The following is a 26354-nucleotide window of genomic DNA, read 5'->3' as shown; positions in this document are numbered from 1 at the left end:
AGAAGGAGCTTTCGTCGTGCGCACCTTGCTGGTCGACAATTACGACTCGTACACCTACAACCTGTTCCAGCTCATCGCGATGGTCAACGGCGCCGAGCCGGTGGTGGTGCGCCACGACGACCCCACGATCGCGGACTTGGACCTCACCACGTTCGACAACGTGGTGATCTCGCCCGGGCCCGGCCGGCCCGACCGCGAGCATGACTTCGGCTTCTCGGCCCGGGTGATCGCCGAAGCGCCGGTCCCGGTCCTCGGCGTCTGCCTCGGGCACCAGGGCATCGCCGCCGGGCACGGCGCCGAGGTGGTGCCGGCGCCCGAGCCCCGGCACGGTCACCTCACCTCGGTGACCCACGACGGCACCGGCCTGTTCGCGGGTGTCCCGCAGAACTTCACGGCGGTGCGTTACCACTCGCTGTGCGTCGAGCAGCTGCCGCCCGACCTGGAAGCGACCGCGTGGGCCGAGGACGGCGTCATCATGGCGCTGCGGCACCGGACCCGCCCGATGTGGGGGGTGCAGTTCCACCCGGAGTCGATCTGCACCGAGCACGGTGTCACCCTGTTCACCAACTTCCGTGAGCTGACCCTCGCCCACCAGGCCCGGGTCCGCCCGGCGCGGACGGCCCACCGGCTGCATGTGCGCTCCCTCGGCTGGGAGACCGACGCGGAGAGCGCCTTCGACCGGCTCTACCGCGACGCCACCCACGCGTTCTGGCTGGACAGCGCCCGGGTCGAGGAGGGGCTGTCCCGGTTCTCCTATCTCGGTGACGCGGCGGGGCCGCTGTCCGAGGTGGTCCGGTACGACACCGGCTCCGGGGCCGTCGAGGTCACGACACCCACCGGCGAGACCCGGCGGGAGCCCGGCACGATCTTCACCTACCTGCGGCGCCGGCTCGCCGAGATCGAGGCCCGGCACCCGGACCTGCCGGGGGACCTCGCCTGCGGCTACGTCGGCTGGTTCGGCTACGAGCTCAAGGGCGACCTCGGCTCTCCGATCGTGCACCGGGCCGACACGCCGGACGCCTGCTGGCTGCTCGCCGACCGGCTGATCGCCGTCGACCATCGGGACAAGGTGACGTACCTCGTGGCGCTCTCCGACGGCACCGCGGGCGGCGACACCGCCGCCGAGGAGTGGCTCACCGCCACCGTCGAGCGGCTGTTGTCGGTTCCCGAGGCCACGCCGGCCGAGCCGCTCGCCGCGCCGCCGGTCGACACCACGGTCCTGGCCGACGCGCTGGTCCGCGACCGGGAGCAGTACCTGGCCGACATCGCCTCCTGCAAGCGCGAGCTGGTCGCCGGGGAGAGCTACGAGATCTGCCTGACCAACTCGGTGGTGCTGCCCCGCCCCCGCGACGGATTCGCGTTCTACCAGGCCATGCGCCGGTACAACCCCGCGCCGTACGCGGCGTACCTGCGATTCGGCGACATCGAGGTGGCCTGCTCGTCGCCCGAGCGGTTCCTGCGGGTCACCGCGGACCGCACGGTGGAGACCAAGCCGATCAAGGGCACCGCGCCCCGCGACCCCGACCCGGTGATCGACGAGAAACTGCGCGCGGAGCTGACCGTCAGCGACAAGACCCGCGCCGAGAACCTCATGATCGTCGATCTGCTGCGCAACGACCTCGGCCGGGTGTGCGAGGTCGGCAGCGTCACGGTGCCCAAGCTCATGCAGACCGAGTCGTACGCGAGCGTGCACCAGCTCGTCTCCACGATCCGCGGCCGGCTGCGCGCGGACGCGGACATCCTCGGTTGCGTCGAGGCGTGTTTCCCGGGCGGCTCGATGACCGGCGCGCCCAAGCTCCGCACCCTGGAAATCATCGACGGCCTGGAGACCACGGCGCGTGGCGTCTACTCCGGCTCGATCGGCTTCCTCGGCTGCAACGGCACCGCCGACCTGAACATCGTCATCCGGACCGCGGTGCTCGCCGGCGACCGGATGCGCATCGGCGCCGGCGGCGCCATCATCCTGGACTCCGACCCCGAGGGCGAGTTCGCCGAGATGCTGCTCAAGGCCGCGGCGCCGCTGCGCGCCGTGCTGGCCGGCCAGTACCAGGAGAGCGCCGATGTCCGCCGATGACACGCTGGCGGTCGCCATCGTCGGGATGGGACCCCGCGGTCTCGCGGTCCTCGAACGGATCGCCCGCAACGCCGCCGGTGACCCCACCCGGCGGGTACGGGTGGACGTGGTCGACCCGTACCCGCCGGGCGCCGGCCGGGTCTGGCGCACCGACCAGTCCAGCGTCCTGCTGATGAACACGCCGGCCGCGCGGACCACCGTCTTCGCCGATCGCGCCGTGGCGATCGAGGGGGACCTGCGCGAGGGCCCGACCCTGTACGAGTGGGCCCGCTTCCAGGTGCTGCTGGGCGACCTGAGCGGGTTCCCGGCGGACGTGGCGGACGAGCTGCGCGCCCTGGAACCGGACTCGTCCGCGACGCGCCGCCTGTTCGGCCACTATCTCGACTGGGCCTACCGCCACGTGCTCGCCACCTCGGGCGACAACGTCACGATCCACGCGCACGCCACCCTGGCGGTGGCGTTGTGGGACGAGCCGGACGGCCGGCAGTGCCTGCTGCTGCAGACCGGCGACCGCATCGCCGGCCTCGACGCCGTGGTGCTGGCCCAGGGCCACTACCCGGTCACACCGACCGGCGAGGAGCAGCGGCTGGCGGGCTTCGCGGTGGAGCAGGGACTCACGTACGTGCTGCCGGCCAATCCGGCCGACGTGGACCTGTCGATGGTCCGGCCGGGCGAGCCCACCCTGCTGCGCGGGGTCGGGATGTGCCTCTCCGACTACCTGGCCCTGCTCACCGAGGGGCGGGCCGGGCGGTACGTCCGCGACGACCGCGGCCGGCTCGACTACCTGCCGTCCGGGTTGGAACCGCGCCTGCTGGTCGGCTCGCGCTGGGGCCTGCCCGGCCCGGCCGGCGGGCGCGACCCGCGCGCAGGCCGGCGGCGGCGCGCCGGCGCGCCGCTGGACCTGGGCGCCGACGCGTGGCCGCGGATCGCCAAGGAGGTGGAGACCGCCTTCTACACCGCGCTGCTGCGCCGTGACGTATGCGACTGCACCGCCCGCGCGTTCCAGGCCGACTACCTCGCGGTCGCCTGGCGCAGCCCCGCTGAACGCGACATCCTGGAGCGCTACCCGATCAGTCGGCGGTGGAGCTGGGACGACATCGGATATCCGGGCGACGGGCCGGTCTTCGCGGGGCCGGACGAGCTGCGCGAGTGGCTGCTCGACCGCCTCGACCCGCGGCCGGACCCGACCGGCGACGACGGCCCGATCGAGGCCGCGGTGGGCGTGCTGGACGACCTGCGCGACGAGGTACGGCTGGCGCTCGGGCCGGGTGGGCTCACCGACGCCGGCCGGCGGCGGCTCGACCAGTGGTACACCCCGATCAACGCGCTGCTCGGCCTCGGCCTGCCGGCGGCGCGCACCGAGCAGCTGGCCGCCCTGATCCGGGCCGGCGTGGTGCAGCCGGCCGGCGCGGACCTGCACGTCGAGCCGCACCCGGACCGGGCGGCGTTCCTGGTCACGTCGGCGCAGACCCCCGGCGTCCGGCACCAGGTGACCGGCATGATCGAGGCCCGGCTGCCGCGGACCGACCTGCGCCGCACCGCCGACCCGTTGCTGAGCTGGATGCTGGCCAACCGCACCTGCGCGGTGGAGGAGACCACCGACCCCACCGGCGCGCCGTACGTCACCGGCGCCGTGGCCGTCACCGGCCGCCCCTTCCGCCCGGTGACCGCGGCCGGGCAGGCGCACCCGCGCCGGTTCGTCTTCGGCGTCCCGCCCGAGGGCGTGTGCTGGTCCAGCGCGGGCGGGGCCCGGCCCGGCGTGAGCCCGGCGACGCTCGCCGACGCCGACGCGATCAGTCTCGCCGTGCTCGGCATCGCCGGAGGCGTCGAAGGGCGGGCCGGCGACGGCACACCGGCCACCGCCCCGGCCGCGTACGCGGAAGACGGCGCGGCATGACCAAGGACCCGGGATTCGACCACGGACTGCTCAGCCCGTCCAGCGCCGGCCGCCCGATCGAGGCGGTCACCGACGACGAGGCCGTCCTGCAGGCGATGCTCGACGCCGAGGCCGCGCTGGTGCGGGCCCAGGCACAGCTGGGCGTGGTGCCCGACGAGCACGCCACCACCATCACCGCGGTGGCCGGCGCCGGCCGCCTCGACCTGGACCGGATCGCCCGGCGCGGCGTCAAGGCCGGCAACCCGGTGGACGCTCTCGTGGCGGAGCTGACCGCCGCGGTGACGGCCGTCGACCCGGCCGCCGCGGAGTACGTGCACCGCGGCTCCACCGCCCAGGACATCCTGGACACCGGGCTGATGCTGGTCGCCGACCGGGCCCTGCGGCTGATCGACGCGGACCTGGCGGCCACCGCCGATGCGCTGGCGGCGCTCGCGGCGCGGCACCGGGCCACCGCGATGCCCGGCCGGGCGCTCACCCAGCACGGGGCGCCGATCACCTTCGGGCTCAAGGCGGCCGGCTGGCTGACCGGGGTGCTCGACGCCCGGCGGCGCCTGCGCTCGGTGCTGGACGGCGGGCTCCCGGTGCAGCTGGGCGGCGAGGCCGGCACGCTCGGCGGCTACCTGGAGTACGCCCGGCTGGCCGGCGATTCCGGCGAGGCGTACGCGGCCCGGCTGATCCGCGCCTTCGCCGAGGAGGTCACCCTCGCCGAGCCGGCCCTGGCCTGGCACACCGTCCGCACGCCGCTGCACGAGATCGCCACCGCGGCCAGCCTGACCACCGGCGTCCTCGGTGCGCTGGCGGCCGACGTGCAGGTGATGACCCGTACCGAGATCGGTGAGCTGGCCGAGCCGGCCCCACCCGGGGGTGGCCTGTCCTGCGCTCTGCCGCACCGGCGGCAGCCGGTGCTGGCCACCCGGATCCGGACGGCGGCCACCCAGGTGCCGCTGCTCGCCGCCAGCGTGGCGCACTGCCTCGTCGCCGAGGACGAGCGGCCCGGTGGGGCCTGGCACGCCGAATGGCAGCCACTGCGCGAGGCGCTGCGGCTGGCCGGGGGAGCGGCCGACGCCGCCGCCGAGCTGACCGAGGGGCTGACCGTCTTCCCGGCACGGATGCGCGCCAACCTGGACGTGTTCGGTCAGCTGGCCGCCGCCGGGCGACTCGCGGTGTGGCTCGGCCCGCCGTTCGGCCCGGCCGTGGCCGAGGAGATCGTCGTCGACCTGGCCCTTCGCGCCCACCAGCGGGGGAAGTCGCTGCGCGACGTCGCCACCGCCGACCCGCGCGTCGCCGACGTGATGGACGCCGGCCGGGTCGCGGCCACCCTGGACCCGGCCGGCTACGTCGGCGCCGCGGGCGAGCTCGTCGACCGGGTCCTGCACCGCTACCACGAGGGGATTGACTGATGCCGCACGTCAACATCAAGTTCTTTCCGGTGCCGCTGGCGCCCGAGGCCGAGCAGCGCCTGCTCAGCCGGGTGACCGAGGCGGTCACCGGAGCGCTCGGATGCGATCCGGGCGTGGTCTCGATCGCCTTGGAGCCGGTCGACCAGCCGGAGTGGGACGCGAGGGTCTACCAGCCGGAGATCGTCGAGCGCCGCCACCTGCTCAAGAAGGCGCCCAACTACTGACAACGGAGGTAACCGGTGACAACCACCGCGCTCCCGGCCACGCGACGCGTCGCGGCCGCCATCGATGACCTGATCGGCAACACCCCACTGCTGCGCCTGCCGGTGGACGGCCTGGCGCCGGACACCGAGGTGATCGCCAAGCTGGAGTCGGCCAACCCGGTCGCCAGCGTCAAGGACCGCGCCGCGCTGTTCATGCTGCGCGCCGCCGAGGAGCGCGGCTGGCTGCGCCCCGGCGGCACGGTGGTCGAGGCCACCTCGGGCAACACCGGTATCGCGCTGGCCGCGCTGGCCGCCGCGCGCGGCTACCGCTGCGTCATAGTGCTGCCGGACAACGCCACGGCCGAGCGGGTGGCGCTGCTGCGCGTCTTCGGCGCCGAGGTGGTGCAGACCCCGCGGGAACTGCGCTATCAGGGTTGCGTGGACCGCGCCGAGGAGATCGTGGCCGCGACCGAGGGCGCCTGGTTCGCCCGGCAGCACGACAACGCGGAGAACCCGCGGGCGCACCGGGCCACCACCGGCCCGGAGATCTGGGCGGACACCGCCGGGGACGTGGACATCCTGGTCTGCGGCGTGGGCACCGGCGGCACGCTGTGCGGCGCCGCCGCGTACCTCAAGGAGCGCAAGCCCGGGCTGCGCGCCATCGCCGTCGAACCGGCCGCCTCGCCGCTGCTCTCCGGCGGCGAGGCGGGCACCCACGCCATCCCCGGTTACAACGGGGGCTTCATCGCGCCCACCACCGACCGTGAGCTCATCGACGAGGTCCTCACCGTCCGCGACGACGAGGCGGCCGACACCACGCGCTGGCTGGCCCGCCGGGCGGGCGTGCTCGCCGGGATCTCCTCCGGCGCCGCCGTGCACGCGGCCATCCGGGTGGCCCGCCGCCCCGACAGCGCCGGGCGAACCATCGTCGTGCTCCTGCCGGACACCGGCGAGCGCTACCTGAGCCAGTGGTCCCACTGAAAGAGAGAGGAAGCCGATGCCAACCCTTCTGGTGGTGGGCGGAGTAGACGCCACGGTCGCCGCGGCCAAGGAGTTGGGGTTGCGGGTGCTGCTGCTCCAGCACCCGACCAAGATCACAGAGCGGCAGCGCGCGCTGGCCGACGTGACGGTCGTCGGGGACTACACCGACTGGGCCTACGCCGAGCCGGTGGTCCGCGACCTGCACCGGCAGTGGCGCATCGACCGGGTGGTGTCGTTGACCGAGCCGGGACTGGAGATCGCCGGCCGGGTCAACGACCTGCTGGGTCTCGGCGGGACCGGCTACGCGGCCGCCCGCCGGCTGCGCGACAAGCTGGCCATGCGGCAGCACCTGGCCGGCCGGGACGCCGCCGCGGTCGCCGCCGCGCCGGTGCACGACCCGCGCGACCTGGTGACGTTCGGCGCCCGGCACGGGTACCCGTACGTGGTGAAGCCGACCACGGCGACCGCCAGCATCGGCGTCTTCCGGGTGGACGGTCCCGGCGACCACGACCGGGTCTGGCGGCAGGTGCGGCGGCTGCGCGGCACCCGCACCGACCGGGTGTCCACGCTGCTGGTGCTTGAGGACTTCCTCATGGAGGAGTACCTCGACGGCCGCGAGTTCAGTGTCGAGACGTTCAGCTTCGCCGGCCGGCACGTGGTCGTCACGGTGACCGAGAAGCTCACCCACCCGACCCGGCCGGCCGAGCTCGGGCACGTGGTGCCGGCCCGCATCGGCGAGGACGAGCGCGCCCGGGTGTGCGCGGCGGTGACCCGGTTCCTCGACCACATCGGCATCGCCGACGGCGCCGGACACACCGAGGTCAAGCTGACCGGGCAGGGCCCGCGGATCGTGGAGGGGCACAACCGCTACGGCGGCGACGCCATACCCGAGCTGGTCCGGGCGGCCTTCGGCATCGACCTCGACCGGCTCGCCGTGGGCTGGCCGTTCCGGCTGGTCGACGAGCTGCCGGACCGGCCGATGGCGACCCGTACGGCCGCGGTGCGCGCCCTGGTGGCGCCGGCCGGCCGGGTGCTGTCGGTCGACGGGGTCGAGGAGGCCGCCCGGCAGGAGGGGGTGCTGGCGGTGCGGATCAGCGCCCGGCCCGGTGACGAGGTGCGCGACTGCCACGACAACTGGGACCGTCTCGGCCTGGTCGCGGTGCAGGCGGAGAGCGCGCAGGCCGCGCTGGAGCGCGGGGCGCGGATCGTCGAGGAGCACCTGCGGGTACGCGTCCAGGAGCCGTCCGGTGAGGTCACGCTCGCCCGGGCCGCCGACGTCGTGCCGGTGATGGTGGGCTGAGATGGCCGTACTCGTCCTGCACCGCAACCCGTTCGAACCGTTCCCGTACCAGCGCTGGCTGGCCGACTACGACGGCGACGTGGTGATCGTCGCCGCCCGGGACAAGCTGGAGGCCTTCGGCGAGCGGGTGCCGCCGGACCACCTCGGCTTCCGCCACCTCGAAGTCCTCGACGACTACGAGCGCGACATGCCGGGGCGGGCCGCCGCGCTCGCCGAACAGCACCGGGTGAGCCACGTGCTCGCCCCGCACGAGGCCGACCTGCAGGTGGCCGCCGCGCTGCGCGAGCGGCGCGGGCTTGCCGGGCCGTACCCGGGCGACATCCTCCCGTTCCGGGACAAGCTGGTGATGAAGCGGCTGGCCGGCGCCGCCGGCATCCCCGTCGCTCCCTACGCCGCGGCGTCCGACGCCGGCCAGGTCCGGGCGTTCGTGGCCGAGCACGGCCTGCCCGTCGTGCTCAAGCAGCGCGCCGGCTACAACAGCATCGGCCTGCGGATCGTCCGGGACGAGGCCGGGCTGGAGGCGGTGCTCGCCGAGGCGTTCGGTCCCGGCCGGTCGCGTGACGACCTCATCGTCGAGAGCTTCGTCGCCGGCCGGATGTGCCACGTCGACGGCTTCGTCCGCGCCGGGCGCACGGCTGTCGCCTGGCCGTCGCAGTACCAGTACGACCTCGCGTCGTTCGGCACCGACCCGGGCCCGCGCGTCGACCTGGCGCTGGATCCGCAGGACCCGCTCACCGACCGGCTGCTGACCCTGGTCGACCGGGTTCTCGCCGCCCTCACCGACCGGTCCGGCCGGCTCACCGACCACGCGTTCCACGCCGAGGTGTTCCACACCCCCGACGACCGGCTGGTGCTCTGTGAGATCGCCTGCCGCAGCAGCGGGGGGAAGGTCCGGGAGGTCTTCGAGGTGCTGTTCGGGGTGAACCTGGCCGAGTTGGAGGTCCGTACCCAGCTCGGCCTGCCCACCCCCGGCCTGGACGGGCTGGCCGGCTCCCGGCCGCGGACCATGGCCGGCCAGGTGATCCTGATGAAGCGGCCCGGCCTGGTCCGCGCGGTTCCGCCGGCGCCGGAGGAGGAGTGGGTGCGGCGGCACTGGTACTGGGCCCGGCCGGGCCAGGTGATCCCGCCCGCCGCGGGGTCGGCCGACTTCCTGGCCTGCGTCGTGGCGAGCGCGCCCAGCCGCGCCGAGTGCGAGGCCCGGCTGCGCAAGCTGGGCGACCGGATCGCCGCCGGGTTCGAGATCGCGGAGGTGTCATGACGAGCGCCGGGATCCGCGTCCGGTACATGGCGGCGATGATCGTCGACGCCACCGGAAGTGGCATGTACCTGCCCCTGTCGCTGATCTATTTCCACCACACCACCGGCCTGCCGATCGGCCAGGTCGGTGCCGTGGTCAGCGCCGCGGCGGTGCTCGGACTGCTGAGCAACCCGCTCACCGGCGTGCTGGTCGACCGGTTCGGCGCACGGGCCGTGGTGACCGGCGGCTATCTGCTGCGGGCCGCCGCCTTCACCTGCTACCCGCTGGTCGACTCGGCCGTGCCGCTCTTCCTGGCGGTCCTGGTCGTGGCCTTCGGTGACGTGTCCTTCTCACCGTCGGTCCACGCGCTGGTCGCCGAGATCTCCACGGGCACCGAGCGCGACAGACTGATCGCCGCGCAGCGCAGCATCCGTAACGCCGGCCTGGGCGCCGGCGGCCTGATCGCGAGCGGCGTCCTGGCGGCCGGCGACGACCACGCCTTCACCGCGATCGTCCTGACCAGCGCCGCGGCGTTCGCCGGGGCGGCCGCGCTGATCCGGTCCATTCCCGCACCGCACCGCGCCGAGGCCGGCGCGGCGCCGCCGTCCGGGGGCTACCGCACGGTCGTCCGCAACCGGCCGTTCCTCGGGCTCACCCTGCTCAACATCCCCACCGCGTTCGGCTACATGGTGCTCGCGGTCAGCCTGCCGGTCTATCTCACCACCGAGCTGGACCAGCCGGCTTCGCTGATCGGCACCCTCTACGCGGTCAACACCGTGGGTATCGCGCTCGCCCAGATCCAGGTCACCCGCCTGCTCACCCGGTTCCGCCGGACCCGGGCGGTGGCCGCCGGCGCCGCCGTCTTCGCGGTGTCCTTCGTGTCCTTCGCGGTGCTCGGCATCGTGTCCACCGGCGTCACCCTGCTGGTCGGTGTGTTCGTCGCCACCGCGATCTTCACGCTGGGCGAGCTGCTGCACGGCGCGACCGCCTCGGCGCTGGTGGTCAACGCGGCCCCGGAGGAGACCCGGGGCCGGCACATCGCGGTCTACCAGCTGTCCTGGGCGGTGCCGTCCGCCCTCGCCCCGGCCGTGCTCACCGGGCTGCTCGCGCTGTCCCCGGCCGGCATGTGGCTGGTGCTCGCCGCCGGCGTGACCGTGTCCGCGCTCGGGGTGCTGCGCCTGGAGCCACGCCTGCCCGCCGAAGCGGTCCGCACCCCGACCGCCATGACCGTACTGGAGGAACGTTGATGGGAGTGTCCAGCTGGCACGTGCTCACCGGGGACGACCCGGAGCACACGCCGCCCGCGGCGGCCGGGCAGTGTGGCTGGGTCAGCCAGATCGCCCCGCTGATCACCGAGTTCAGCCACCCCGGCGACCTGGTGCTCGACCCGTTCTGCGGGTGGGGCACGACGCTGGTGGCCGCCTCGATCACCGGCCGCCGCGGCGTGGGCATCGAGGTTTCGCCGGAGCGCGCCGCGCAGGCCACCGAACGGCTGCGGCGGTACCCGGGGCAGGTGGTGATCTGCACCGACGCCCGCCGCCCGCCGGTGCCGGACGGATCCGTCGACCTGATCGTGACCGACCTGCCGTACTTCGGCACCGCCCTGGACGCCGATTCTGCGGTGCGGGGCCAGTTGTACGCCGTGAGTGACTACGAGGCGTACCTGGCGGCGGTCGACGAGGCGTTCACGGCGCTGACCGCGACGCTGCGGCCCGGGGCGTACGCGGTGGTGGCCGTGCAGAACCGGCGCCTCGCCGGCGCGTTCGTCCCGCTCGCCTGGGACGTCGGCCGGCTGCTGGGACGTCACCTGACCCTGGGTGACGAGCGGATCCACCTCTATCCGCGACCGATCGGCGGGGACGACCCGATGCTCACCAACCGGGCACACGAATACCTGCTGATCGCGCAGCGGAAGTGACGCTGCGCGCGAGAAACGGACGGCCGTCCCGCCGGTGGTGGCGGGACGGCCGTCGAGGTGTGCGGGCGGCGCCCGCGGCGGCGCCGGCTCAGCCTCCCTCGGCACCGCTCTTCGCGGTCTGGTGGAGGCGGCGCCACAGGCGGTGCAGGTCGACGGCGTCGAGGCGTAGCCGGAACGTGTCGGCCAGCACGTCGCGCCACTCGTCGAAGCTGTCGAGCTGCTGTTCGACCTGCCCGTCGGCGTCGATCCGCGCCAGCTTCCGGTCCACCAGCGTGTGGACCCGGTCGCGGTCGCGGTTCATCGCCAGGAAACGCCGGACGAACGTCGACTCCGGATCGGTGGAGAGGAACCGGTGCCGGCCGGCGAAGTCGCCCGGCTCGGCCGGCTCCTCGGTCCAGTCCATGACCGTGAACGATCCTCGCGGGTCGTGGACGAACCGCCAGGTGCGGCCGGTGCGGCTGAGCCGGAACGTGAGCGGCGGCTGGTGCACCACGCCGGGCCGCAGCGGCACCGGGCGCAGCAGGCCGTCGCCGAGTCCCACGTCGACCAGCCAGCCGGTGCCGCCGAGTTCGACGGTCAGCGTCAGGTGGTTGGCGACGGCGACGCCGTACGGCGGGTCCGGCTCCTTCTTGACCTGGCCGCGGTGCAGCACGACCGGAAAGCCCAGCGTGGCCAGCAGCGCGGCGAAGGACCCGTTCAGGTGGAAGCAGTAACCACCCCGCCCGCCGGCGGTGCGGACGGCGTTCTCCTCGGGCCGCACCGTGGTCGGCCGGCCGAGCTGAATGTCGATGTTCTCGTAGGAGATCCGCTGTACGTGCCGCTCGTGCAGCAGGGCCAGCCCGGCCGGGGTCCGTGCGGGTGATTCCCGCAACCCCAGCCGGGCCAGGTACCGCGACACGACCGCGTGGTCGAGCCTCATCGCCGTGCTCCGCAGCCGCTCAGCGGATCTGGGGGCCACGGGTCCGGCTGCGCTTGAGCTCGTAGAAGCCGGGCGTCTGCGCCATCAGCAGGAAGCCGTCCCAGAGCCGGGCCGCGTCGTCCCCACGCGGGGCGGGCGTGACGACCGGTCCGAACAGCGCGACGGTGTCCGCGCCCGGTACGTGCACGTGCACCGTCGGGGTTCCGACGTCGAGCCCGACCGGCTGCATACCCTCCTGGTGGCTCTTGCGGACGGCATCGTCGAGACTCGCGTCGCCGGCGGCGTCGGCCAGCTCGGCCGGCAGACCGCACTCGGCCAGCGCGGCGCGGTAGAGCCCCACCCCGAAACGCTGGCCCTCGACGTGCTTGCGGGTGCCGACGGCGGTGTAGAGGGCGCGGACCGCGTCGTGTCCGTGGCGCTGCTCGGTGGCCATCATCACGCGAACCGGCTTACGCCATGACTCGATGTTGCGCTGATAGAAGAGGTCGATGTCGGTACGCCCCTCGTTGAGCGCGGACAGGCTCATGATCCGGAAGCGCACCTCGATCGGGCGCAGTTTCTCCGCCTCCAGCAGCCAGCGGGACGTCAGCCAGGCCCACGGGCAGACCGGGTCGAAGAACATGTCCACGCGGGTGCGCTCGGTGTCGGACACGGTTGGGGTTCCTCCCATCGGGAACGGTGAAATGTCGCGGGGATCAGCGGAATGCCGGCCCGGCCAGCCCGGCGCTCAACGTCGCGCCGTCGGCCGGGTCGATCAGCAGGAACGCGCCGGTGGTCCGGAGGAACCGGTAGGGGTCCGGCGTGATCGGCTCGTCGAGCTCCAGGTCGATCGTGGCGATGTCGTTGACCGCCAGCGCCTCGGGCGCCGAGGACCGGTCCAGCGTGGTCAGGTCGAGCCGTTCGCCGATGGCGGTGACCCGGCCGTCGACCACCCGCGTCAGGTGCTGCACCTGGACCTTCTGACCGGCCCGCAGCGGCCGCTCGGTCAGGTGGCACACCGTGGCGGTGAGCCGGGCGGTGATCTCCGGCGGCTCCTCGGGGGAGACGATGAGGTCGCCGCGGCGCAGCCCGGGCCCGTCCGTGTCGAGGTGGACGGCGACGGACTGCCCGGGGCCGGCCTCGGCGCACTCCCGGCCGAGGCGCTGGATGCCGCGCACCGTGGCGGTCCGGCCCTCGGGCAGCACGAGCACGTCCTGGCCCACGCGCAGCCGGCCGGCCGCGACCTGACCGGCATAGCTGCCGTCGCTCAGGACGCACTGCACGGCCATCCGGGTGGGTTTGCCGGACAGGTCCTCGTCGACGTCCAGCTGTTCCAGGTGGCCGAGCAGGGTGGGCCCGGAGTACCAGGGCATCGCGGCGGAGGGCTCGACCACGTTGTCGCCACGCAGCGCCGACACCGGCACGGTGACGACGTCGGTCAGCCCGAGCGGCTCGGCCAGCGCGCGGAACGCCGTGTCGATCTCGGCGAACACCTCGCGGTCGAAGCCGACCAGGTCCATCTTGTTGACCGCCAGCACGACGTGCGGGATCCGCAGCAGCGCGGCGACCGCGGTGTGCCGGCGGGTCTGGTCCAGCACCCCGTGGCGGGCGTCGACCAGGATGACCGCGGCCTGGGCGGTGGACGCTCCGGTCACCATGTTGCGGGTGTACTGCACATGGCCCGGGGTGTCGGCGAGGATGAAGCGGCGCGCGTCGGTGGCGAAGTAGCGGTACGCCACGTCGATGGTGATGCCCTGCTCACGCTCGGCGCGCAGGCCGTCGGTGAGCAGCGCCAGATCGACGTCCTGACCGCGGCTGCGGCTGGCCTGCTCGATCGCCTGCAGCTGATCGGCGAGGATCGACTTGGCGTCGTAGAGCAGGCGCCCGACCAGGGTCGACTTGCCGTCGTCGACGCTTCCCGCGGTGGCCAGGCGAAGAAGGCTGGTGGTCACTAGAAGTACCCCTCCCGCTTGCGGTCCTCCATGGCCGCCTCGGACATCTTGTCGTCGGCGCGGCTCGACCCTCGTTCGGTGATCCGCGAGGCTCGGATCTCGGCGATCACCTCGGCGGTCGTGGCCGCGTCCGACAGCACCGCTCCGGTGCAGGACATGTCGCCCACGGTCCGGTACCGGACCGTGCGCATCTCGGCCTGCTCACCCTCGCGCGGGCCGCCCCACTCACCGGCCGCCAGCCACATCCCCGCGCGCTGGAACACCTCACGCTTGTGGGAGTAGTAGATGGACGGCAGCGGGATCTGCTCCCGCTCGATGTAGTGCCAGATGTCCATCTCGGTCCAGTCGGACAGCGGGAAGACCCGGACGTGCCCACCCGGCGCGTGCCGGCCGTTGTAGAGCTTCCACAGTTCCGGCCGCTGCTGGCGCGGGTCCCACTGGCCGAACTCGTCGCGCAGCGAGAAGACCCGTTCCTTCGCCCGCGCCTTCTCCTCATCACGCCGGCCGCCACCGAAGACGGCGTCGAAGCGGTTGCGCTCGATCGCCTCCAGCAGGGGGACGGTCTGCAGGGGGTTACGGGTGCCGTCCGGGCGCTCGGTGAGACGCCCGTCGTCGAGGTAGTCCTGCACCCGTTCCACGTGCAGGGTGAGGTGGTGCTCCGCCACGGTCCGGTCCCGGTACTCGATGACCTCCGGGAAGTTGTGGCCGGTGTCGACGTGCAGCACCGGGAAGGGCAGCCGGCCCGGGCTGAACGCCTTACGGGCCAGGTGCAGCATGACGGCGGAGTCCTTGCCGCCGCTGAACAGCAGCACCGGGCGTTCCATGGTGCCCACCACCTCGCGGATGATGTACACCGAATCGGCTTCCAGCACGTCCAGGTAGGACGGCCGCAGATCGGGATTGACGCGATCGGTCATCGGGACAGTCCTCTCAGGTTCCGTTACCGGGGCGCACGTATCCGGCGGTGCTCATCTCCGGCGGATAAACGACCGGGACGGTCGACACGTCTTGGTCGACCTGCTGGTACTGCTGAAGAACGGCGGGCGGCGGGCTGTGGTGCCAGTGGGTGGCGCCGCGCTCGAAGCTGACCGGGCCGCGCCAGGTGTCGAAGGTGCCGGACTCCAGCGCCTCGATCAGCTCGTCCCGGCCGATCCGGGGCGCGGACCGCAGGGCCTGGGCGATGATCGTGATGTCGGTGAACGCGTTGAGCGCGGTGTCCGGTGGCGTGGTGCCGTACCGGTCGAGGTAGCGCTGGGCGAACCAGGTACCCATCGGGGTCAGCCCCGGCCAGTTCGGGCTGAACTGGGTCGCGGGCCAGACCAGGTGCAGGCCGCTCTCGCCGAGGTTCGCCCAGTAGTCGGTGGCGCGCAGCGGCCACTGGAAGGGCGCCATCATCGGCGTCGCGGGCAGCAGGCCGATTTCGGCGGCCTGCTTGACGATCAGGTGGTTGGTACGCACCACACCCACGTTGATCACGACGTCCGGCTGCCACCGCTGGATCGCCTCCAGCTCCGGGCGCAGGTCGGTCGTCGACTCCTGGTCGAAGGGGACCGAGTACAGCTCGAACGTCCCGCCGGCCCGCTCCACCTCGGCGGCGATCAGGCCGGCGGCCGACTCGCCGAAGACGGTGTTCGCGTGGATCACGCCGATCCGCTTGAAGCCCTGCTCGGCGGCGAAGCGCAGCAGCAGCGGGATCCGCTCGGCCAGCGAGGTGAAGGTGCGGAAGACGGTACGCCGCCGCTTGGCGGTGACCGACGGGTGCGCGTTCTCCACGAACAGGGGCAGGCCCAGCCGCTCGGCCAGTTCGGCGACCTCGTCGGTGTAGCGCAGGTGCCACGGGCCCAGCGCGGCGATCACCTGGTCGACGATCGCCACCTTGGCCAGGGCGCCGACCGCCGAGCGCGGCATGGTGCCGCCGTCGAGCGCCACGGTCTCCTGGTCGTCGCGGATGACGAAGTCGAACTGCCGGCCGGCGCCGAGACCGCCGTGCTCGCGTACGTACTCGGCGCCGAGGATGGCGCCCCGCACGGTCAGTGTGCCGGCCACCGGGTCACCGGGCGTGGTGAGCGGGGTGACGATGCCGACGGTGACCTTCTCGGCGTCGCGGACCGACTCGGCGTAGGCGGCCGCCTCGCCCTGCACCACCTCTCGCGCGTTCATGCCCGGCCGCCGATCCGGTAGCGGGTCAGGTAGCCGGCGAACCGCTCGTCGAGCTCGTCCGGGTCCAGCCCGTAGTCCTGCGCCCGGTACTCGTGCCGGCCGAGCTTGTCCTTGCGGTTGTCGGCCAGGTAGTCGCGGAAGGCCCGTTCCACCGTGCCGTTCCAGCTGGCGCCGAGGAACTCGCAGATCTCGGCCATCACCTCGATCGGCGAGGCCATCAGGCGCTGGTAGTCGACGTCGAGGACCGGGGTGCCGCCCAGGTGCTCGCGCTGCGCGGTGGCGAACAGCTCCAGCATCTCGGCGAAGCGCTGCGTCCAGAGCCGGCCGAGCGCGAGCCGGTCGGCGTGGTCGGACCGGGCCAGCCGGATGATCTCGGTGAGGCTGCAGGTCGACGGGATCGTCACGCTCGGCGCCCGGTGCATGTAGATCAGGCGGGCGTCCGGGTAGGTGCGCACCAGCGCGTCGGCTCGCCACAGGTGGAACGGGTCCTTGAGGACCAGCGTCTCGGTCGGCACCCGCCACACGATGTGCTGCATCAGGTACCGGTGGTAGTCGTAGGCGTCGTACTGGTCCTGGGTCTTGAGCCACTCGCCGTAGCTGGGGACCGTGTAACGCAGCTCGTACGCCATCGTCTTGAAGGTCGGGGCGGTGAGCCGGTGGTCCTCGTCCGGGCGGTGCGGCTCCCACAGGTGCACCGCCTTGAGGCGCGGCGCCACGGTGTAGTAGTCGGTGCAGAAGTTCTCGGCGGCCCGCACCAGCGCCTGCTTGGTGGCCTCGTCGCGGCCGTCGGTGGCCGGGGCCATCAGCTCCCACAGGTCCGGCGAGCGCAGGTCGGGGTGCTGCCCGAGCAGGTTGTGCATGAGCGTCGTGCCGCTGCGGGTCATGCCGGTGATGAAGACCGGCCGGTGGATCTCGGTCTTCTCGATCTGCGGGTTCTTCTCCCGCGCCCGCTCCGCGGCGGCCTGCGTGGCCAGCGCGGCGACCAGGGCGCCGCGCACCGAGGCGCGGCCCGCCGCGTTCAGCTGTCCCTCCTCGTCGAGCGCGGTCAGCAGCCGGTCGAGCGCGTCCAGATGGGCGAACTCGAAGTCCGGCACGCCGGCGCGCTGCCGCGCGGCGTCGACGAACTGCTCCACCCGGTAGACGTCCGGTATCGGTTCGATGATGGCGGTCACGGCACCCTCCCCTTGGCCTCTCCGGCCGGACACCCCGGCCGTCATCGGCACGGACCATAGGCAGGACGTCGCGGGCCGGTACAGGGCCACGTCGCGGCGGGACACGGGTCCAAAACGCGGCCCGGCAAGTGGCACGGACGCCGGCTCGGACATGGCACTGGAGCTGCGGCGATCACCGGACTTACGGTCGGCCCAGCCGTTGCGCCACACCGGTCCACCGAGGAGGGAACGATGCCACCGGCGACGCGATCCGCGCCCCTGCTGCTGTGGGAGACAGGCGGCAACCACCAGGTCGAGGACGGTCCCTACCGTCCCGTGGTCGCGGACTCCTGGCTCCTGGTGAACGGGCGGGCCCGCGGCTACCCGCGACATTGGCGCCGGTTCGCCGCATCGGTCGAGGAGTGCGGTGTGGCGCCGGAGCGCGTGGCGCAGTTCCGCGCGGCGGTGACCGAGGCGCTGCCCCGTACCGGGTCCTGGTTCCCCCGGCTGGAGCTGCACGCGGGCCCGCCGCAACGGCTGGCCCTGCGGCTACGCCCGGTGCCCGCGCTGTCGGAGCGGGCGACGGCGTGGGTGTGGCCCGGCCCGGACCCGCGCCGCCGGCCCCGCATCAAGGGGCCGGACTTCCCCGACCAGGAGAGGATCCGCCAGGCTGCCCGCGAGCACGGCGCCGACGAGGCGCTGCTGCGCGACGAGAGCGGCCGGGTCCGCGAGGGAGCTTTCAGCACCGTCTGGTGGTGGCACGACGACGTGCTGCACACCCCGGCCGCGGACGGGCGCATCCTGCCCGGGGTCACCCGGGACCTCCTGCTGCGCCGCTGCCAGGCGCTCGGGGTGCCGGTGCGGCACCGCTGCGCCTACCTGCCGGAGCTGCTCGACAGCGAGGTCTGGATCACCAGCGCCCTGCACGGCATCCGGCAGGTCACCCACATCGACGGGCGGCCGACCGCGGCCGCCGATCAGGACCGGCTGCGCGACTGGCGCGCCCATCTCGACGCTCTCATGGAACCCGTCCCCGATCCCGAGGCCATCCGGCCGCCCCGATTCAACGAGGAGACGCAGTGAGACTCAGATCAGTGAAGCGGCACCTGGCTTCGGTTCCGCGCATGCACTTCGGCCCGTCGCACCGCGGGCTGCGGGCCCGTCTGGAGCTGCTGGCCACCCGCCAGCTGGGCGCCGGTGACTTCCTGTGGCACGCGCTGGAGCGCGGGCAGGATCACCAGGCCCCGCTGTTCCACCACCTGCCGCCCGGCGGCGGGCCCGAGGACGTCGTCGTCTACTCGCTGGCCGACCTGCGCGACGAGACCGAGCGGTACGCCCGCTGGTTCCACAGCCAGGGGGTCACGCACGGCGACCGGGTCGGCGTGTTCACCCGCAACGGCATGGCCAGCTTCGTGCACTTCCTGGCGCTCAACAGCATCGGCGCGATCCCGGCGGTGATCAACCCGAACATGGTGCCGGACACCGCGGCCCGCTACCTGAGCCGGCTCGACGCGGTCGGCGTCGTGGTGGACGCGGACAAGCTCGGGCCGCTGCTGAACGGCCTGCAGGACGCCCGCCCGTTCCGGTTCACCGCTTCCCAGGAGGAGATGCACGCGGCGCCGCCGGCCGGGCCGCTGCCGCCGGTGTATCCCTACCGGCACGGTGACCGCGACCCGGTCCTGATCTCGCACTCGTCGGGGACCACCGGGATGCCCAAGGCCGCCACCTTCGGTCACCGGCAGTTCTTCGCCGGCAAGCGGCCCCGGATCATGACGCTGCCGTCCGGACGCGACGACAAGATGCTGCTGGCGTTCCCGGCCTCGCACTCCTCCGGCTACAGCTACATGATGATGGCCACCGTCATCGGGCTGCCCACGCTGGTGATGGAGTCGCAGGACGGCGCCACCGTCGCGGCGGCCATGCGGTGGTGGAAGCCGAGTGTGGTGACCGGTTTCCCGATCACCTTCAGCGAGCTGATCGCGCTGGGGCTGGAGCCGTCCGCCGCCGCCAACGTCACGACCTGGATCAGTACGGCCGACGCGTCGCACGAGGCGCACGTGCGGGAGCTGGTCCGGCTCGGCCGGCACCGCAGCAACGGCGCCTGGCGGCCGGGCTCGCACTACCTCGACGGGCTGGGCGCCTCGGAGATGGGGATGGCGCTGTTCCTCAACATCCACGGACCGGACACCGAGGCGTACGGCCGGTGCGTCGGCTATCCGGAGCCGATCGTCGAGGACGCGCTGGTCTTCGACGAGCACGGCCGGGAGCTGGGCCCGAACCAGGTGGGCTTCCTGGCGGTGCACACCCCGACCGTCACGCTCGGCTACTGGGGTGACCACGAGCTGACGCACAAGTCGATCCGCCAGGGCTACTGGCTCACCGGCGACGTCGGCTACCGCGACGAGAAGGGCCGGTTCTACCACTACGACCGCACCACCGACGTGATCACCACCCGGCGTGGCCCGGTCTACAGCCTCACCCTCGAGGAGGAGATCTTCAAGGCGTGCCGGGTCGTGGTGGACTGCGCCGTGGTCGGGGTGGTCGACCCGGTCGAGCCGACCTCGCTGGCGCCGATCGCCGCGCTGCGCCTGATCGACCAGGCGAACCTGTCGGCCGAGGAGCTGCTCAACCAGATCAACGTGGCGCTGCGCCGCGCGGGCCGGCACGAGCTGGCCGCCCTGGTGATCTCGAAGGGGGAGAACAAGATCCCGCTCGGGGTGACCGGCAAGGTGCTCAAGCGGGAGGTCCGCGCCCGCTTCGCCCACCTGCTGCTCAGCGACGACGACGACGGCGGCCTGGAGGTGGCGCGTACCCCCACCGAGCAGAGCGTGCTGCGACGGCTCGCGGCTCAGCCGGCCGTCGAATCCGACGCGGCGCACGCGTGAGAGGGGCTCCGGGCGTTCACCTGTCCAGCAGGAACGCCCGGAGCGCCGCCCCGATCTCGTGCGGCGAGTCCTCCTGCGGGTAGTGGATCCCGGCCACCGACGTCTCGCGCTGGGCGGGGAAGGTCCGGGCGAACCGCAGGGCCCGGCCGGTCAGCAGAGCCCCGGGCCGCACCCGGATGAGCAGCTTGGGCACGGTGGAGGTGGCGAGCCAGGCGCCGTACGCCGCGACCGCCGCGGTCACGTCGGCCGGCTCACCCTCGATGGGCAGCTCCCGGGCCAGGGTGAGGGTGGGCAGCCGGCTGCCCGGGTCGCCGAACGGTTCCCGGTAGCGCTGCATCTCCGCGTCCGTGAGGGTCCGCAGCACGCTGCGCGGCAGCACCTGCTCGACGAAGTAGTTCTCGCCCAGCACCAGCCGCTCGCCGTCGGCCGAGCGCATGGCCCGGAACAGGGTGTCCCGCCCCGGCTCGAAGTCGCTCCACAGCCGGGGCTGCACGAGCGCCTCCAGGTAGGCGATCCGGCGGACCCGCTGCGGGTGACGGGCCGCCCAGTGGAAGCCGAGCGCGGATCCCCAGTCGTGCAGGACGAGCGTCACCGGCCGGCCCGCGGTCACCGCGTCGAACCAGGCGTCGAGATAGCGCACGTGGTCGGCGAAGCGGTAGCCGCCGTCCGGGGCCGGCCCGGACCGACCCATGCCGATCAGGTCCGGAGCCAGGCAGCGGCCCAGGTCGGCGACGGCCGGGATGACATTGCGCCACAGGTACGACGAGGTCGGGTTCCCGTGCAGGAAGACGATCGGGTCGCCGGCGCCGGTGTCGACGAACTCGATGTGACTGCCCTCGATCGGTAGCCGGCGTCGGGGATGCGGGTCGGTGGCCGGAATCGTCGCGGCGGCGCTGTAGGTCATGCCCCTTTTTACCAAATAGTGGACGAATCGGACATGTGTTCGCGGCGTGTCCGCCCGCCCCAGCCGGAGGAATCGATGGAAAGCGATCCCACCCTGACGGACCTGCTGGACCACGCGGTCCGCGCGGACCCGGCCGCCACCGCGGTGAGCCACGAGGGGGGCCGCATGACCCGCCGCGCCCTCGCCGAACGCGCGTGGGCCCTGGCCGCCCACCTCACGCGTGCCGGCGCCGGGCCGGAGACGTGTGTCGGGCTCTTCGTCGACCCGTCCGTCGACTCGGTCACCGGGGCCTGGGGCATCCTCCACGCCGGGGCGGCCTACCTGCCGCTCGACCCGGACTACCCGGACGACCGGCTGCGCTACATGCTCGCCGACAGCCGGACCCGGGTGGTGCTCACCCAGCCGCGGCTGGGCGACCGGCTCGCCGACCTGGTCGCCCCGGGCACCCGGATCGTCACGACCGAGGAGGCCCCGGCCGGGGCGCACCGGGGCCCGGCGCACCGGGCGGACCACCTCGCGTACGTCGTCTACACCTCCGGCAGCACCGGGCGCCCGAAGGGCGTCATGATCGAACACCGCGCCATCGTCAGCCAGCTGCGCTGGCTGCGGGAGACCTTCCGGCTCGACGGCGCGGTCATCCTCCAGAAGACCCCGATGAGCTTCGACGCGGCGCAGTGGGAGATCCTCGCGACCGCCGCCGGCGCCACCGTGGTCGCCGGCTCCCGCGGCCTGCACCGCGACCCCGACCGGATCGTCGCGGCCGTCCGCCGGCACGGCGTCACCGTGCTGCAATGCGTGCCCACGCTGCTGCGCGCCCTGCTCGACACCGCGGCGCTGGGCGACTGCCCCTCGCTGCGCCGCATCTTCACCGGCGGGGAGCTGCTGCCCCGCACGCTCGCCGCCGAGTGCCTCGCGGCGATGCCGGACACCCGGCTGGTCAACCTCTACGGACCCACCGAATGCACGATCAACACGTCCGCCTTCGAGGTCGATCCGGTCGCGGTCGGCCCCGGCAGCCCGCCCGGCGTCTCGATCGGCCGAGCGATCCCGGGCACCGAGTACCACATTCTCGACCCGGCGCGGGCGCCGGTCCCGGCCGGCCAGGTCGGCGAGTTGTACATCGGCGGCAACCAGCTGGCCCGCGGCTACCTGGGCCGCCCGGAGCTGACCGCGCAGCGGTTCGTCACCGGCCCGGGCGGCGTCCGGCTGTTCCGTACCGGCGACCTGGCCTGCGCCAACCGCGACGGGACTGTGCAGTTCGCCGGCCGCGCCGACAACCAGGTGAAACTGCGCGGATACCGGATCGAGCTGGACGAGGTGCGGCTCGCCGCCGAGGCGCATCCCTGGGTCCGGCAGGCCGCGGCGGTCGCCACCGAGGCGCAGGACCTCCTGGTGTACGTGGAACTGAACCCGCGCGAGGCGGCGCTCATGGACCAGGGCCGGGCCGCCGCCCACCACCAGTCCAAGGAGAGCCGGCTGCAGGTGCGGGCGCAACTGTCCCATCCCGGCGTCCGCGATCCCGGGCAACTGGCCGGGCGCCCGGTGATCCCGCTCGCCGGCCGGGAGCCCACCACCGAACAGCGCCGCCGGGTCTTCGCCCGCAAGACCTACCGGTTCTACGAGGGCGCCCCGGTCACCCGGGCCGCCCTGCTCCGGTTGCTCGCCCGGCGCCCGCCCGCCGCGGCGCCCCGCCGGTTGACCGCGGTCAGCTGGGCCGAGTTCGGCGCGGCGCTGCGCTGGTTCGGCGAGTTCCGCAGCCCGCAGCGGCTGCTGCCCAAGTACGGCTACGCCTCGCCGGGCGCGCTCTACGCCACCCAGATGATCCTGGAGACAGCCGGGCTGTGGGGCCTGCCCGCCGGCTTCTACTACTACCACCCGCTGCGCCATGAGCTGGTCGAGGTCGCGCCGGCCGCGCCGCGTGCCGAACCGGGACTGCGGGTGCACTTCGTCGGCCGGCGACGCGCCATCGAGCCGGTGTACCGCGACAACATCCGCGAGGTGCTCGCCATCGAGGCCGGTCACATGACCGGCCTGTTCGAGGAGGTCCTCCCGCGGCTCGGGCTCACCGTGACCGGCCTGCCGTACGACCCGCCCCCCGGCGACCTGCTCGGCTGCGCCGACGGCGACGTCTATCTGGGCCGGTTCGCCGTCGTGCCGTACCGCGCGGCACGACCCGACGGGGTGGACCTGTACCTGCAGGTCCACCCCGACCGCGGCGTCGACCTGCCACCCGGCCAGTACGCCTACCGCGGCCGGGATCTGGTCCGGATCTCCGACCGGATGGTCGAGCGCCGGCACGTCATCGCCATCAACCAGCACGTCCACGACCGGGCGGCCTTCGGCATCACCATGGTGCGCCGCCGCGGGCCCGACTGGCGCCGCTACCTGGACCTGGGCCGGACGTTGCAGCGGTTGTCCATGAACGACCTCGGCCTGGGCTTCATGTCCTCCGGATACAGCTCGGACAGCGGCCACGACCTGCCCTCGGCGCACCGGGTCGCCACCATCGCGGGCGGCCGGCTGCCGTTCTACTTCGCGCTCGGCGGCTCGGTGAGCGCGGCGCAGGTGGCCTCCGAGGGGATGAAGGAGGACACCGTGCACATGCGCGGCCCCGCCGAGATGATCCGCGACGACCTGGCCAGCACGCTTCCCCGCTACATGATCCCGCACCGCGTGGTGATCCTCGACCGGATCCCGTGCACCCCGAACGGCAAGATCGACCAGAAGGCGCTGGCCGCCTCCGCCGCGGCCGGCGTCGCGCAGCGGCCGTTCGTGGCGCCACGCACCGGCGCCGAGCGTCGCGTCGCCGCCCTGTGGCGGGCCGTCACCGGGCAGGAGACCGTGTCGGCGGAGGAGGACTTCTTCGCGGCCGGCGGCAACTCCCTCATGGCGATGACCCTGGTCGGCCGGATCAACCGGGAGTTCGGCGTCGAGCTGCCGGTGCAGGTCATCTTCGACTTCCCCACGGTGGCCGGGCTGGCGCGCCGGCTCGGCGAGCAGGACGGCCGCCGGGCGTCGCGCCTGGTACGACTCGGCGCCACGGCCGCCGGCTCACCGGTCTTCTGCTGGCCCGGTCTCGGCGGGTACCCGATGAACCTGCGGGTGCTCGCCGAACGCTCGGGCCGCCCGTTCTACGGCATCCAGGCGTACGGCATCAACGAGGGGGAGATCCCGTACGCGACGATCGGGTCGATGGCGGCGCAGGACGTGGCCGCGATCCGGGAACGGCAGCCGCACGGGCCGTACACGCTGTGGGGGTACTCCTTCGGTGCGCGGGTGGCGGCCGAGGCCGCGTACCAGCTGGAGCAGGCGGGCGAGCAGGTGGAGCACCTGATCCTGCTCGCGCCCGGCTCGCCGGCGCGGCCCGGCAGCGGCGCCGGGGCCGGGGTCGCCGACTATGCCGACAAGCGGTACGTCGCCGTGCTCTTCTCGGTCTTCGCCGGCACGATGACCGGCCCGATGGCGGACGAATGCCTGGCCGTCGCGGTGGACGACGACTCCTTCGCCGCGTTCGCCGGCCGCTGCTTCCCCACCCTGGAACCCGCGCTGATCCGCCGGATCATGCGCGTGGTACGGCACACCTACGGCCTGCACCGGGTCCCGGACGACGGCAAGATCCAGGCTCCGGTGACCGTGCTGCGGGCCCGCGGCGACGACCTCCCCGCGCTGCCGGGCATCGTCGCCCCCACCGTGATCGACCTGGAGAGCGACCACTACGGGCTGCTGCGCGCCCCGGGTGTGGACGAGGTGATCGCCGCCATCGGCGCACAGACCGGCACGTCATGAGACGCCGGCCGCGCGGCGTCGCGGCGTCGCGGCGCCCGGGCGGCGAGGCTCGCGCCGGACGTCGTGGCGCCCGGGCGGGCGCCACGTTCGATCAGTTGCCCTCGGCGTGGTCGCCGGTCAGCGGGAAGCAGCCGGCGAACGGGTCGCTCAGCTGCCGCCACCGGTCCATCCCGTCGGCGAGCTCGGCGTCGGTCAGCAGGCAGGAGCGGAGCGTCCCGGTGATCGCCGCGGCGTCGAGGCGCAGGCCGATCAGCGCCAGCACGGTACGCCGGTCGCCGTAGTAGGGGTCCCAGCCCAGGTCGGCGGCCAGCCGCCGGTCGTCGCTGGTCCGCGTCCAGCGCTCGACCGGCAGGGCGGCCAGCCAGTAGCCGAGGCCGTCCATGCGGACACCGCCGCCGGCGCACTCGAACCCGACGACCGCGTCGGGCTGACTGGCGATCCACAGCTGCCCCCGGCCGCGCAGCGCGTCGCCGGTGAGCGTGCCCAGCGCGTCGTGCCATCGTTGCGGATGGAACGGGCGCCGGCTCTCGAACACGATCGAGGTCACCCCGTCCGGGCTCGGCGCGTGCACCGCGATCGGGCGCCCTTCCAGGGCCAGCCCCAGCACGCCGGGCCGTCGGGGGTCGTGGCGTCCGGTGCCGTGCACCAGCGCGGTCAGTCCGGTGCAGTCCAGGCTGTGCGTGGTGCCGGTCGGCACCTGGACGGCCCACGGCGCCAGCCGGTGCACCAGCGTGCCGAGCCGGCTCAGCTCGACCGGATCGGTGTCCGGCCGGCTCCACAGGATCACCGTGTCGCAGAATTCCACCTGGTGCGCGACCACCTCGGCGACCGCGCGGTGATCGTCGTCGGCGGCGTGCAGATCCCGGTCGCGCAGGTCGTCGCTGCTGGCCAGGTCGCCCAGGAAGCGGTCCGCGTCGACCACCGTGACGTACGAGTCGAACCGCACCGCGTCGGTGACCGGCGCGCCGTCGACCAGGCAGCGCGCGCACGCGGTGGCGACCGTCTCGGGCTCCACCGCCGGTGGCAGCACGAGCAGCAGGTCGCTGTCCGGGCACGTGCGGGCCAGCCGGACCAGGGTGGGCAGCACGTCGTCGCGCAGCGTACAGGAGACGCAGCCGTGCACCGGCTCGACGGTGCTCTGCTCGATCAGCGCGGTGGCCGAACGCACCGTACGCCGCACGATGCCGTGGCGGATCCCGGTGAGGTCGTGGCTGATCGCCAGGAGCCGGTCGGCGCCGATCAGCAGGGCGCGGGCGGCCGCCTGCACGGCGGCGGGGGAGAAGCCGGAGAGCACGGTGACGGCCGGCCGGCGGTCGGCGCGTGCCGGCGCGACGGAGGTGCTCGGGTCGATACTCACCCGCCCATCTTGTTGGAAACGATTTTCATTGTAAAGTCCGCCATGCCGTTCCCGTGCGTCGTGCCCGCCCGTCCCGGCGGCGTCGCGGTGGCCGGGCCGCTGGAAACCCCGCGCCCGCGGCCCGGTTCGCTGACGGCCGCGAGTGCCTCCCCGCACGGCGCCGCACTCGGCAGGCATCGATCGCCGTCTTGCTTACGGGGAGTGCTCACGTTTACCATCGGCGCCATCTCGCACTGACGCCCGGGAAGCCT

20 protein-coding genes are annotated in these 26354 nt (G+C 73.4%); 12 read left to right on the top strand and 8 right to left on the bottom strand.

What is annotated here, in order from left to right:
* Positions 1-16 precede the first annotated feature (16 nt).
* From pabB to ACTEI_RS25095, 9 genes are read left to right on the top strand one after another with little or no spacing between them, the layout of a single operon-like run.
* Entirely contained in the window at positions 17-2074 is a 2058-nt protein-coding gene (gene pabB / locus ACTEI_RS25135; RefSeq protein WP_122979917.1) for an aminodeoxychorismate synthase component I, read from the top strand.
* On the top strand, positions 2061-3971 hold the full coding sequence (locus tag ACTEI_RS25130) for an FAD/NAD(P)-binding protein (protein WP_122979916.1): 1911 nt from the start codon (positions 2061-2063) through the stop codon (positions 3969-3971). The genes pabB and ACTEI_RS25130 overlap by 14 nt, the downstream gene beginning before the upstream one ends.
* On the top strand, positions 3968-5371 hold the full coding sequence (locus tag ACTEI_RS25125; protein ID WP_122979915.1) for a lyase family protein: 1404 nt from the start codon (positions 3968-3970) through the stop codon (positions 5369-5371). Before ACTEI_RS25130 ends, ACTEI_RS25125 begins: the two co-directional genes overlap by 4 nt.
* Entirely contained in the window at positions 5371-5595 is a 225-nt protein-coding gene (locus ACTEI_RS25120) for a tautomerase family protein (RefSeq protein WP_122979914.1), read from the top strand. The genes ACTEI_RS25125 and ACTEI_RS25120 overlap by 1 nt, the downstream gene beginning before the upstream one ends.
* Positions 5596-5610: 15 nt before the next feature.
* Positions 5611-6555, top strand: coding sequence for a cysteine synthase A (gene cysK / locus ACTEI_RS25115; RefSeq protein WP_122979913.1), 945 nt, complete (start codon positions 5611-5613; stop codon positions 6553-6555).
* A gap of 16 nt (positions 6556-6571) precedes the next feature.
* On the top strand, positions 6572-7855 hold the full coding sequence (locus ACTEI_RS25110) for an ATP-grasp domain-containing protein (RefSeq protein ID WP_122979912.1): 1284 nt from the start codon (positions 6572-6574) through the stop codon (positions 7853-7855).
* A 1-nt stretch (position 7856) separates the two neighbouring features.
* Positions 7857-9113, top strand: a complete 1257-nt coding sequence (locus tag ACTEI_RS25105) for an ATP-binding protein (protein ID WP_122979911.1) — start codon at positions 7857-7859, stop codon at positions 9111-9113.
* Positions 9110-10339: an MFS transporter gene (locus ACTEI_RS25100; RefSeq protein ID WP_122979910.1), complete on the top strand. Its 1230-nt coding sequence runs from the start codon at positions 9110-9112 to the stop codon at positions 10337-10339. The genes ACTEI_RS25105 and ACTEI_RS25100 overlap by 4 nt, the downstream gene beginning before the upstream one ends.
* A complete protein-coding gene (locus tag ACTEI_RS25095; RefSeq protein WP_122979909.1) occupies positions 10339-11010 on the top strand; it encodes a TRM11 family SAM-dependent methyltransferase in 672 nt (223 codons plus the stop codon). The genes ACTEI_RS25100 and ACTEI_RS25095 overlap by 1 nt, the downstream gene beginning before the upstream one ends.
* Before the next feature lie 88 nt (positions 11011-11098).
* Here the strand turns inward: ACTEI_RS25095 and ACTEI_RS25090 are convergent, their stop codons facing one another.
* The 6 genes from ACTEI_RS25090 to ACTEI_RS25065 all read right to left on the bottom strand — a co-directional run bounded on the left by ACTEI_RS25090 (position 11099) and on the right by ACTEI_RS25065 (position 17192).
* Complete coding sequence (locus ACTEI_RS25090; RefSeq protein ID WP_122979908.1) at positions 11099-11929, bottom strand: arylamine N-acetyltransferase family protein; 831 nt, start codon at positions 11927-11929, stop codon at positions 11099-11101.
* A gap of 19 nt (positions 11930-11948) precedes the next feature.
* Positions 11949-12551 (bottom strand): mycothiol-dependent nitroreductase Rv2466c family protein, encoded by a 603-nt coding sequence (locus tag ACTEI_RS25085; RefSeq protein WP_122982394.1) that lies wholly within the window; start codon positions 12549-12551, stop codon positions 11949-11951.
* A gap of 73 nt (positions 12552-12624) precedes the next feature.
* Positions 12625-13860: a sulfate adenylyltransferase subunit 1 gene (locus ACTEI_RS25080; protein ID WP_122979907.1), complete on the bottom strand. Its 1236-nt coding sequence runs from the start codon at positions 13858-13860 to the stop codon at positions 12625-12627.
* Positions 13860-14777, bottom strand: a complete 918-nt coding sequence (gene cysD, locus ACTEI_RS25075) for a sulfate adenylyltransferase subunit CysD (protein WP_122979906.1) — start codon at positions 14775-14777, stop codon at positions 13860-13862. Before cysD ends, ACTEI_RS25080 begins: the two co-directional genes overlap by 1 nt.
* Before the next feature lie 13 nt (positions 14778-14790).
* Positions 14791-16020: an ABC transporter substrate-binding protein gene (locus tag ACTEI_RS25070; RefSeq protein WP_122979905.1), complete on the bottom strand. Its 1230-nt coding sequence runs from the start codon at positions 16018-16020 to the stop codon at positions 14791-14793.
* Positions 16017-17192, bottom strand: coding sequence for a sulfotransferase family protein (locus ACTEI_RS25065; RefSeq protein ID WP_164466090.1), 1176 nt, complete (start codon positions 17190-17192; stop codon positions 16017-16019). Before ACTEI_RS25065 ends, ACTEI_RS25070 begins: the two co-directional genes overlap by 4 nt.
* A 231-nt stretch (positions 17193-17423) precedes the next feature.
* On the opposite strand from ACTEI_RS25065, the gene ACTEI_RS25060 reads away from it, so the two are divergent.
* The gene (locus ACTEI_RS25060) at positions 17424-18254 is read left to right on the top strand and encodes an aminotransferase class IV (protein ID WP_122982393.1); all 831 of its coding nucleotides are present in this window, start codon (positions 17424-17426) and stop codon (positions 18252-18254) included.
* Complete coding sequence (locus ACTEI_RS25055) at positions 18251-20056, top strand: class I adenylate-forming enzyme family protein (protein ID WP_145830933.1); 1806 nt, start codon at positions 18251-18253, stop codon at positions 20054-20056. The genes ACTEI_RS25060 and ACTEI_RS25055 overlap by 4 nt, the downstream gene beginning before the upstream one ends.
* Before the next feature lie 16 nt (positions 20057-20072).
* Here the strand turns inward: ACTEI_RS25055 and ACTEI_RS25050 are convergent, their stop codons facing one another.
* Positions 20073-20960 (bottom strand): haloalkane dehalogenase, encoded by an 888-nt coding sequence (locus ACTEI_RS25050; protein ID WP_122979902.1) that lies wholly within the window; start codon positions 20958-20960, stop codon positions 20073-20075.
* Positions 20961-21035: 75 nt separating this feature from the next.
* Between ACTEI_RS25050 and ACTEI_RS25045 the strand changes: the two genes are divergently transcribed.
* Positions 21036-24746, top strand: coding sequence for a non-ribosomal peptide synthetase family protein (locus ACTEI_RS25045; protein WP_122979901.1), 3711 nt, complete (start codon positions 21036-21038; stop codon positions 24744-24746).
* A gap of 91 nt (positions 24747-24837) precedes the next feature.
* On the opposite strand, the gene ACTEI_RS25040 is transcribed toward ACTEI_RS25045, so the two are convergent.
* A complete protein-coding gene (locus tag ACTEI_RS25040; protein WP_164466088.1) occupies positions 24838-26103 on the bottom strand; it encodes a CobW family GTP-binding protein in 1266 nt (421 codons plus the stop codon).
* Between the last annotated feature and the right edge of the window lie 251 nt (positions 26104-26354).

The sequence above is a fragment of the Actinoplanes teichomyceticus ATCC 31121 genome (assembly GCF_003711105.1).
Taxonomy (GTDB): Bacteria; Actinomycetota; Actinomycetes; order Mycobacteriales; family Micromonosporaceae; genus Actinoplanes; species Actinoplanes teichomyceticus.
This window is presented reverse-complemented; position numbering and strand designations above follow the sequence as displayed.

Bases quoted from the DNA above. Each gene is read 5' to 3' on its own strand.
- ACTEI_RS25130 (WP_122979916.1), top strand. From the start codon at position 2,061: ATGTCCGCCGATGACACGCTGGCGGTCGCCATCGTCGGGATGGGACCC.
- ACTEI_RS25125 (WP_122979915.1), top strand. From the start codon at position 3,968: ATGACCAAGGACCCGGGATTCGACCACGGACTGCTCAGCCCGTCCAGC.
- ACTEI_RS25120 (WP_122979914.1), top strand. From the start codon at position 5,371: ATGCCGCACGTCAACATCAAGTTCTTTCCGGTGCCGCTGGCGCCCGAG.
- ACTEI_RS25110 (WP_122979912.1), top strand. From the start codon at position 6,572: ATGCCAACCCTTCTGGTGGTGGGCGGAGTAGACGCCACGGTCGCCGCG.
- ACTEI_RS25105 (WP_122979911.1), top strand. From the start codon at position 7,857: ATGGCCGTACTCGTCCTGCACCGCAACCCGTTCGAACCGTTCCCGTAC.
- ACTEI_RS25100 (WP_122979910.1), top strand. From the start codon at position 9,110: ATGACGAGCGCCGGGATCCGCGTCCGGTACATGGCGGCGATGATCGTC.
- ACTEI_RS25095 (WP_122979909.1), top strand. From the start codon at position 10,339: ATGGGAGTGTCCAGCTGGCACGTGCTCACCGGGGACGACCCGGAGCAC.
- ACTEI_RS25090 (WP_122979908.1), bottom strand. From the start codon at position 11,929: ATGAGGCTCGACCACGCGGTCGTGTCGCGGTACCTGGCCCGGCTGGGG.
- ACTEI_RS25085 (WP_122982394.1), bottom strand. From the start codon at position 12,551: ATGTTCTTCGACCCGGTCTGCCCGTGGGCCTGGCTGACGTCCCGCTGG.
- cysD (WP_122979906.1), bottom strand. From the start codon at position 14,777: ATGACCGATCGCGTCAATCCCGATCTGCGGCCGTCCTACCTGGACGTG.
- ACTEI_RS25070 (WP_122979905.1), bottom strand. From the start codon at position 16,020: ATGAACGCGCGAGAGGTGGTGCAGGGCGAGGCGGCCGCCTACGCCGAG.
- ACTEI_RS25060 (WP_122982393.1), top strand. From the start codon at position 17,424: ATGCCACCGGCGACGCGATCCGCGCCCCTGCTGCTGTGGGAGACAGGC.
- ACTEI_RS25050 (WP_122979902.1), bottom strand. From the start codon at position 20,960: ATGACCTACAGCGCCGCCGCGACGATTCCGGCCACCGACCCGCATCCC.
- ACTEI_RS25045 (WP_122979901.1), top strand. From the start codon at position 21,036: ATGGAAAGCGATCCCACCCTGACGGACCTGCTGGACCACGCGGTCCGC.